Genomic DNA, 7900 nt, shown 5'->3' with positions numbered 1-7900 from the left:
GGCAGCGTGAATTCACGGAAATGCCGGATGCGGTCGGAGGCCGGCTGGTACTTGTGCACCTGCCGGTCGATTTCGAGAAAGCCTGTTACCTTGCCCATAGTCCAGTTCCTGCTGTCCAGATGGTGCGCCTGGCGACGCCCTGCAGCTGGATCAGATGGGGCATCCCGTCCACACATGGGCCGCACCAAGTTGCCCAAAATTCGACTATGTACACTTGCCGGGCTCAAAGCTCGTGAGGGGCTCGCCATGCAGCCAGTTCTCGACTCTAATCGAAGGAGCCGGGGACTCCATCTGCAATACCACGTTGCGGTCCAAAGCTATTTCCAAAGGTTTCTGCACGAGCTGGTTTCCTCTCAGAGACGGCACACGGGTTCAGGGAGGAGCGCATCGCTCGTCTTGCCCCATTGAGTGCAGTCACAGTCACTCAGTCTCAAAAGCCATGCCAACGCGCTCAGCGCGCAGTTAGCGCCCATTGCTTCGAAAAACCTCGTCAGTGCCCAGATGTTGGTTGTAATGAACCTGACATTTGTCTGACGCTGTCAGCTTTTGGACACGCGATCACGCGCTTCGTGCCGCCAGATGGCCAGGCCGAGCCCTGTGTTGCCAGCGGTCGCTTCGATGATTGTACCGCCCCGCGCGTGCCACGCTGTTCGGCATTAACGATCATCGACAACGCAATGCGATCCTTGATCGATCCGCCGGGATTCTGGCTTTCGATCTTGACGAAGCGACGACACCTGCCGGTATCGAATCTCTTCAGTTCGACGACCGGCGTCTCCCCAATCAGATCGAGCACTGACAAATGGCGGACGCAGGCGAGAGGACGCCTTTGTCGACGGTCGGCGGAACATCTCGAGGCTCATGCGGCTGCGGTCTCCAGAATGTCGGCATAGTGCCGTTGCGCAATATCGGGATGCGAGCGCAGTCGGCTCTTCAGCAGTTGCGGAACAGGGGATTGTCGGGGTCGCTGGCGGGGCACCCGCTTCGGCAGCCAGTTCAGGCGGCAGGTCAAGAAACCGTATGTCGGCATCAAGCCGCGCGCCGAAGAAGAAGGGAATAGAAACAGTGCCCTTCGAAAGACCCAGGGCGACGGAAATCATTGCATCGGGCGAGTTCATGCGCCTGAAGCAGCGCTGGCTGCAACTGCTTCATAGCGACAGGCGGGCGGAGACTCTAGCGGGGCTTTCGCCGCTTGGTTGATTGAGGCTCTCGACGAAGCCACTAAGATTCGGCGGCCGATAATAGCTTGCTGCTCATTGGGACGCCGACCAACGCCGGGATTGAGAAAGGCAACCCTGCCCCACAAGGCGGGTGTCACACGTGCGGTGCGTCCGCTCGTCGCGCCGGATGGTCTTTGAGACCTGGGTTCACGGCTATTCAGATGCACCCCTGTCGGCTTTTCGGTGCAGGCCGCCAGGCGGCGTGTTGCAGCAGCGGTAATTAGTTTGAGAGCGTGCGAGCACGGGCTGCATAGTGAGATCATTTGCCGGCGTGGGGACCAAGGTGTGGCGCAGCCTTAGAGAACTCAACACCGAGACCGGAGCAACGGAGACGGCTCTTTCGTCGAGACAGTTTAATTGGAAGGCCGAGAAGCACCGGCTGGGTAGCGTCACGCCGCATCATTCTTTGCGGAGCTGGAGCGCGCGGGATCGCTGGAGCGGCTGGTGAAAGCGGTTGCCGGGGCGCACGCCAACAACAACACGTGAGCTGGCGCCTCGTGTGGCAAAAGGAGGGGGCGAGAGCCCATGGCCTGCAATGAAGCGATCAAGCATTGCGATCGTGGAACCAAGCTGCCTAGTCGACCATCCGGACCGCGGCCTTCAAGCCAGCTCGCCTTGGAATCGGCCTTCCAGGAATCACCGTCAAGGCCGACTCACGACCTTTTCGCCATGAGCCGCGAAGAGGGCATTCCGCCGGAAGCCGATGGCTGCCTTCTCTCGTTCATCGACGGCTATGTGGTGAGCGGCCATGTGCCGGTCGGCACGGTCAACAAGCTCTTGACCGAGCGGCCCGACATCAAAGGGCATGACGCTGCCCGGCATGCCGATGGGCTCCCCCGGCATGAGTGGCACGAAGGAAGCGCCCTTCGAGATTCTCGAAATCCGAAAGTCTGACGCGACCGGCGGCATCTACGCCACGGAATAGGAGGCTTCGATGATGGAATGCATGAGCGGCATGATGATGTTCGGCACGGGCCTGGTGTGGCTGCTTGTCGTCGTCGTGCTCGTCCTCGGGACGGCCGCGCTGATCAAATACCTGTTCTCCAGCGGCGGCAAAGGAGAAGGGCGTCGGTCCTCTTATCGATGCGTGGCCGCGGCAGGCCTCGGATTGGTCTGGACATTGCCTTGGCTCGCCAACCGGATGGCCGCGCCCCGGCCGCGGCGATAGCGCTAGGCAAGACGGTTTTAGCCAGGCGAAGGTCAGCGCGATTGGAAAGCCCGCTGCCTTCGGGACGCATGCCGGCGCCGGGACCGGCCGCGGTCGTCGGCGGCGGCTACCAGAGCGACATGCCGGGCTTCGGGAATGTCCTCACCGACGAGGAGATCCGGGCCGTTCTGGCCTTCATCAAAAGCACATGGCCCGAGCGGGAACGCGCCTATCAGGCAGATGAGCCGCCGGGAGCGGGAGCAGACACAGTGAGACCAATCCTAGCCGCGGAGCCCTCGAACGCCCCCAACCGGAATGCATTGTCCATGAAAGCGAAACCGTCGCTTGCGATTCAATTTCTGGCGCTGATCCTCGGGACCTCCGCGCTGGCCCACCATCCGGGCGCCGATCTCGACAAGATGAGGGACAGCGCGGAGAGGTTCTTCCAGGCGATCGACGAGCAGGCCGCGCCGCCTTTCGAACTGGCCGACGCGGACGGAAGGGCCGTCCGCCTTCCGATCTCTCCGACAAGATCGTGGTGCTCTACTTCATGACGAGGTAACCTTGGAAGAAGAAGGCGACGGCCACTGGCGGCAGGATGGCAAGCACGCTGGCCGCAAAAAGCGGCCCATACTCATAGAAGCGGGCCGGTTCTGTCGCAAATCGTGCTTTTGGCCACAACTGGACGCTTTCGCGCGCTTATGGACCAGCTCACATGACAGGGCTCGACGTGCCCCGGGGTGGCGCCCTACTTCCACGCTCGCACTGTCACACTCCCGCCGAAAGGCGGGTTTAGTGAGTTATGGCAGTGACTGTGCCACCAGTCCAAACGTCGAGTTTCGCGGCAACTTCGACGCTTTCCTTAGCTGACTTGCCCAAAACCAGCGCGGCCAAAGCATACTGCTTGCCGCTCCCGATGGCATAATATTCACCTTTCACGGGATCACTTGGCAGCCAATTGCCGTCCAACAATACGGCTTCCCCATTTTTGCGCACTATCAGCGCCTCAAATTCAAAATTGTCGTCGTTGCGCGGCACAGGAATATCAGAAACATCCATGCCCTTCTCAACCCAGTCTCGAACGGCCTTTGGAATACCCAAGGACGAAGAGGAAACGCCGATGAGTGTGCCGTCGCATAAGCGAAACACCTTCGTTTTCTCACCGACGGATACTGAGTCAAAACCCAAGGCTCGGCCGTCGCCAGCCATGGTTCCGTTCCTGTAAGCTATTGTTGTCATTGGCACCCTTCTATCGCTGCATCAAACTTCAGGACCTTGCGCATGTCCCCTGTGTCAAGGTCACTGACCGACGGCCTATTTGCCTGATACACGATACAGGCTGCGCTCCTTGAGTTCGCGCACGGGTGGCCGTCATCTTGCCGCCTTCGCGCAATGCCTTGAACAGGCCGAGTCTGTCCCCCAGCGGGAATGACAACCACCTCCATGTCGTTGAAACGCAGGAAATCCGTCACTTTGCCTCGTCGGTAACGGGCGGAGCCGGAGCGGTCGTCACCGGGCAAGCGCGGTCGCAGTAGGTATCCTGGGCAGCCCGTCAGACATGGATGGCTTCGGTTGTGTCATGCGACTTCTTGTTGGTCGGTCACGTGTTTCCGGATAACCAGCATGCGCTGTGCCAAATGAGAAAACCATTTAAAGTCAATCCAGCAGATCTGACTGTATTCCGACATTGTCGGAAATTGGACATCGCCGAACGCGGGCGCTCGGGGCTTGTGATGATACTTGGGCGTGCTGCTTCGGAGGAGGGATGCGCCTCGTACCGGCCGCGAAGCCTTCCTGCATTTAAGGCGCCAGATCAATTGAACGCGATGCCGGGCAGCGTCGCAGCGGCTAAGCCAGCCACTCGCATTGCTCCCTGACAGGATGGTGCCGATCCTGCTGAGATCGCATGCTGGCGCGACGTTGCTTTGCGGCCACCGTCGCGCCTGCCCGTGAACTGTTCGCGCCTGTGCTCATGCTCGCCTTGACACCCTCGATGGGTCCATCCGGGATGGTCAACCATCCGGAACATAGCGGGCAGGCGGGCATCTTCACCAGCAGTCTCTGTGTCGCTCTCGTGGCGGCAAACAAGATCGAGGCTGGCGGGGTGATGATCAACGGTCCTCGAACCATCGATTTTGATCGCGGTGGCCGTTCAGTGCGTTCAAGCACGAGGCGCCGTTAGACGGCACCGCAGCATCATAGCGAAGTGCCATGCAGGACGACTCCCTGCAGCATCGTCTCGCGCAGCCAAACACTTGCCGGATCACTGTTGTGAACGGCCGGGCGTTTGACGGCCTGTGACGCGAAAAGGCAACGGAAGATCTAGCATTTATGGGGGAAATGTTTTTTCGGAGTGCTTGACCCGCAGGAAGGGCAGGGCATGACTGCCTATCGCCCGACCCGGCAAGGCCGCACTCATGACCGGCTGGGCTCGGTTAATCCTGCATGCCGCGCCCATGAGGTTACTTGTCCGGAGTGCGTCGAGCACAACGAGGAGATGTAGTTCACGATCTTTGAAAAGCGTGGTCAACCATCCAAAGTGTGGATGCCTTTCATCGAAACAAACGATTTCATCAATGTTCTGGAATCCTGCATGGGCAGAAGCACCTGATGGACACCGATGCCCCCACTGCCTCATGGCGTGGCGAGCGTCTTAAGAAACCGCCCGAAAGGAGATTTTTCATGCGCTCTACCGGGCAGTGGAGTGCTGGGAAAGGGAGTTGCAACTGACCGGCCATGTCAAACTGTCCGACTTCTTCCGAGCCTATGGACAGACCGGGAGACGCGCACGTGTAGCGGCTCACATCGTCATACTGCACCTACGCCACACACCGGCCGGACCTGATCCGGCTTTATGAGCATTGGGTTTTGTCAGTTGCCCAAGCGTGATGGCTTTCGCGACGCGGCGCGCCTCAGGAACTGAGCCGCGTCCAGGTCGAAACGCGGGAAAGAAAGACAGGAAACAGAATGGCCGATCAATTCGCAACGGACGTCATTGCCCTGATCAAGAAACGCGCCGAGTCGGAGAGCGGTGAGGGAATGCCTGCGTCATTCGTCGGCGAGATAACAATCGCCACGGAACTGGACGCGCTCGGGTTCGATTCGCTGGGTTTGGCGGACGTCCTCTGGGATGTGGAGCAGGCCTACGGCATCAAGATCGACATGAACACGGCCGATGCCTGGTCCAATCTCAAGAATGTCGGCGACGTCGTGGAAGCCGTCCGCGGCTTGCTTGCGAAGGAGGCTTGAATGGACAGGCGCGTCGTTATCACCGGAGTGGGCGGCCTGTGCGGACTGGGCACCGAGGCCGCCTCTATGTGGAAAGAGATGCGCGAAGGCCGCTCCGCCATCGGCCCGATCGCCAATTCCGAGCTTCATGACCTGGAGGGCATGACCGGCGCTGAGATCAAGGCGCTGCCCCAGCACGACATCAACCGGGGGCATCTCATCTCCATGGACCGCTTCAGCTTGCTCGCCGTGCTTGCAGCGCGCGAAGCCATGCGGCAGGCCGGACTTTCCTGCGACGAGGGGAATGCCCATCGCTTCGGCGCGACAGTGGGCGTCGGATTTACCGGTTCGTACGCAACAGAACAAACTTACCGCTCACTGCTTTTGGGTAGCGCAATCCGTGCTGAACTCTTCACTGGAGTAAAGGTGATGCCCAGCGCCGCTTCCGTCCATCTTAGCTTGAGCCTCGGCTTGCGCGGGCCGGTCTTCGGGGTGACCTCCGCATGTGCCTCGGCCAACCATGCGATCGCCTCGGCGGTGGACCAGATCAAGCTGGGCCGGGCCGACGTAATGGTTTCCGGAGGCAGCGACGCACCCTTCGCATGGGGCGTGCTGAAAGCATGGGAAGCAATGCGCGTGCTTTCACCCGATACCTGCCGGCCCTTCTCCGCCGATAGGAAGGGCCTGGTGCTGGGCGAGGGTGCGGGCATGGCCGTGCTGGAAAGCTACGAGCATGCCACGAGGCGTGGTGCCACAATTCTTGCCGAGATCGCCGGCGTCGGCCTTTCCGCCGATGCCTTCCACATTGCCGCGCCATCTGTCGAGGGGCCAGCGTCGGCGATGCGCGCCTGCCTTGCCGATGCCGGGCTGAATGCCGAGGACGTCGACTACCTCAACGCGCACGGCACCGGTACCAAGAGCAATGATCAGACTGAAACGGCGGCGATCAAGCGTGTGTTTGGAAACCACGCTTATTCGATGTCCATCTCTTCCACCAAGTCCACGCACGCGCATTGCCTCGGCGCAGCGAGCGCGCTTGAAATGATCGCCTGCGTGATGGCAATCCAAGAGGACGTCGTGCCGCCGACCGCCAACTATCGCGAGCCAGATCCCGCTTGCGACCTCGACATCACACCCAATGTGCCGCGGGAGCGCAAGGTGCGCGTCGCCATGAGCAACGCCTTCGCCATGGGCGGTACGAACGCAGTTCTGGCATTCAGGCAGGTGTAGAAGCCATGCAAGACGCCTCATTTGAGGTCACCTGTCGTATCTAGCTGCTTGCCGGACCACTATGTAAAGCGAGCGCTATTGGCTGCCTCTGCGATGCGGGAATTGGCAGCGGACGTCTCTCGATCAAACAGGCATCTTGCTTGTAGAATTCTTTTAATCGTGAAGCGGCGCGAGTGCGCTATCCGTTGAGGTGAGCAAGGCCGGCGCCCTGGGTGAGCGCTGGTGTCGGGTGGTGGAAAGTACAGGGGGAGCTGTGTGGCCCCTCTTTCTCGGCCTCGACGATGTGCGAAGGAGCCTGCGCGGCGAACGGGCCAACGCCCCAGGCTCAGAACCTGGGCGAACCTAACTCCCGCCAAAGGACAGCCCAGAGCTGGATACACGAAAGAGATACTGAACCCGCGAATCAGATTCTGATCAATCGTCGTGTCTGAGCTCCACTCGGCTCTTACGGAGATAATCGCGCGGCCCGGCAACGGCCGCGCGTGCCGCGGGCGTGAGCTTTGCGCTTCGTCAGAAGTGCCTCGAGCGTGACGACGATAATTGACCAGCCATATGGAACGCATTCGCCCAGTTATCCAAAGCGTGGATACCTTTCATCTAAACAAAGGATTTTACCGTTTTTGCTGCAGGTCCCATAGAAGCGCTTCAAGTTGGAAAGATAGGTAGTTCCGATGGTTGCGTTGGATCTGAGGAGCATCATCTGGTGTGCGGGGCGTACAAAGTCAGTCGCATCTGCATTGCGGCTTGGTCTTTCGGCGGTCCCCACAAGTTACGCCCCGTTGGCGCGACGCCAATTATTTAATCAATGCTTGGACATTTATCTCAACCAGACAGCTACAAGGTGAGGTCTTCCATGCGTCCGAATGTCGAGTGGAAGTTGTGCTGGGAAAATGAGCTGCAACTGGCCGACCATGTCGAACTCTCCGACTTTTTTCGAAAGACCTATGGACGGACTGGCGCCTTCAACGCGGAGCCATTCGAAGGCGGCCGCAGTTGGGCCGGCGCGAGGCCGGAATTCCGCGCAATCGGCTACGACGCGCATGGGGTAGCGGCTCACATCGGCATGCTGCGGCGC

5 protein-coding genes and 5 pseudogenes are annotated in these 7900 nt (G+C 60.0%); 6 read left to right on the top strand and 4 right to left on the bottom strand.

What is annotated here, in order from left to right; all coding sequences use genetic code 11:
- Nucleotides 1–139: 139 nt before the first annotated feature.
- From EN893_RS10830 to EN893_RS39155, 3 pseudogenes are all read right to left on the bottom strand, one after another.
- Nucleotides 140–303 (bottom strand): annotated as a pseudogene (locus EN893_RS10830) (thioredoxin domain-containing protein); the annotation flags it as partial.
- Nucleotides 304–581: 278 nt separating this feature from the next.
- Nucleotides 582–851: pseudogene (locus EN893_RS10825) on the bottom strand (pyridoxal-phosphate dependent enzyme); the annotation flags it as partial.
- Nucleotides 852–859: 8 nt separating this feature from the next.
- A pseudogene (locus tag EN893_RS39155) lies at nt 860–1064 on the bottom strand (isopenicillin N synthase family oxygenase); the annotation flags it as partial.
- An 801-nt stretch (nt 1065–1865) separates the two neighbouring features.
- On the opposite strand from EN893_RS39155, the pseudogene EN893_RS10815 reads away from it, so the two are divergent.
- From EN893_RS10815 to EN893_RS40015, 3 genes and pseudogenes are all read left to right on the top strand, one after another.
- Nucleotides 1866–2145 (top strand): annotated as a pseudogene (locus tag EN893_RS10815) (DUF411 domain-containing protein); the annotation flags it as partial.
- A 9-nt stretch (nt 2146–2154) separates the two neighbouring features.
- The gene (locus tag EN893_RS39150; RefSeq protein ID WP_127312611.1) at nt 2155–2388 is read left to right on the top strand and encodes a hypothetical protein; all 234 of its coding nucleotides are present in this window, start codon (nt 2155–2157) and stop codon (nt 2386–2388) included.
- A gap of 41 nt (nt 2389–2429) precedes the next feature.
- The gene (locus tag EN893_RS40015; RefSeq protein WP_244514239.1) at nt 2430–2921 is read left to right on the top strand and encodes a cytochrome c; all 492 of its coding nucleotides are present in this window, start codon (nt 2430–2432) and stop codon (nt 2919–2921) included.
- 238 nt (nt 2922–3159) lie between these two features.
- On the opposite strand, the gene EN893_RS10800 is transcribed toward EN893_RS40015, so the two are convergent.
- Nucleotides 3160–3576, bottom strand: a complete 417-nt coding sequence (locus EN893_RS10800; RefSeq protein ID WP_063169404.1) for a hypothetical protein — start codon at nt 3574–3576, stop codon at nt 3160–3162.
- 1758 nt (nt 3577–5334) lie between these two features.
- On the opposite strand from EN893_RS10800, the gene EN893_RS10795 reads away from it, so the two are divergent.
- The 3 genes and pseudogenes from EN893_RS10795 to EN893_RS10785 form a co-directional block, all read left to right on the top strand.
- Nucleotides 5335–5616, top strand: coding sequence for an acyl carrier protein (locus tag EN893_RS10795; RefSeq protein WP_029356603.1), 282 nt, complete (start codon nt 5335–5337; stop codon nt 5614–5616).
- Nucleotides 5617–6825, top strand: coding sequence for a beta-ketoacyl-[acyl-carrier-protein] synthase family protein (locus tag EN893_RS10790; RefSeq protein ID WP_063169402.1), 1209 nt, complete (start codon nt 5617–5619; stop codon nt 6823–6825).
- Nucleotides 6826–7678: 853 nt separating this feature from the next.
- Nucleotides 7679–7900 (top strand): annotated as a pseudogene (locus tag EN893_RS10785) (acyltransferase); the annotation flags it as partial.

The organism is Mesorhizobium sp. M7A.F.Ca.CA.004.04.2.1 (genome assembly GCF_004022825.1).
In the GTDB taxonomy this organism is placed as follows: domain Bacteria; phylum Pseudomonadota; class Alphaproteobacteria; order Rhizobiales; family Rhizobiaceae; genus Mesorhizobium.
Note: the sequence above shows the minus strand (reverse complement) of the source record. Positions and strands in the feature narration are given on the sequence as shown.

Coding starts and splice junctions, on each gene's coding strand:
- EN893_RS39150 (WP_127312611.1), top strand. CDS start 2,155: ATGATGGAATGCATGAGCGGCATGATGATGTTCGGCACGGGCCTGGTG.
- EN893_RS10800 (WP_063169404.1), bottom strand. CDS start 3,576: ATGGCTGGCGACGGCCGAGCCTTGGGTTTTGACTCAGTATCCGTCGGT.
- EN893_RS10795 (WP_029356603.1), top strand. CDS start 5,335: ATGGCCGATCAATTCGCAACGGACGTCATTGCCCTGATCAAGAAACGC.
- EN893_RS10790 (WP_063169402.1), top strand. CDS start 5,617: ATGGACAGGCGCGTCGTTATCACCGGAGTGGGCGGCCTGTGCGGACTG.